This is a genomic window from Monashia sp. HAY1-2A, assembly GCF_056755315.1.
Genome location: NZ_JBNDHY010000400.1, coordinates 1 through 274, shown reverse-complemented (window position 1 = coordinate 274; position 274 = coordinate 1). Strand labels below are relative to the sequence as shown.

Sequence of the window (274 nt, the reverse complement as noted above, 5' to 3'; positions counted from 1 at the left end):
CTGAACACCCAGAAGATCAAGGACCCGGATGTCCGCAAGGCCATCGCCTTGGCCCTGGACCGCCAGTCCATCCTGGTCCAGTACGGCGGACGCCGCTTCGGCGAGATCACCCAGAGCCCACTGAACTCCAAGATGCGCGGTTACGTGGAGACTCCACTGGAACTGGATCCCACCGGCAAGCCCAAGCTCGAGGAAGCCAAGAAGCTCCTGGAAGGCAAGGACTACCCCAAGACCCTGACCTACGGCTACGCCAACAACCGGGACGCCTTCAAGA

Annotated in this window: 1 protein-coding gene; it reads left to right on the top strand. The window is 61.7% G+C overall.

Features of this window, described 5'->3' with window-relative positions; genetic code table 11:
• Positions 1–274, top strand: a 274-nt coding sequence (locus tag ACPYOM_RS22470; protein ID WP_481347659.1) for an ABC transporter substrate-binding protein, incomplete at both ends; no start/stop codon positions are given.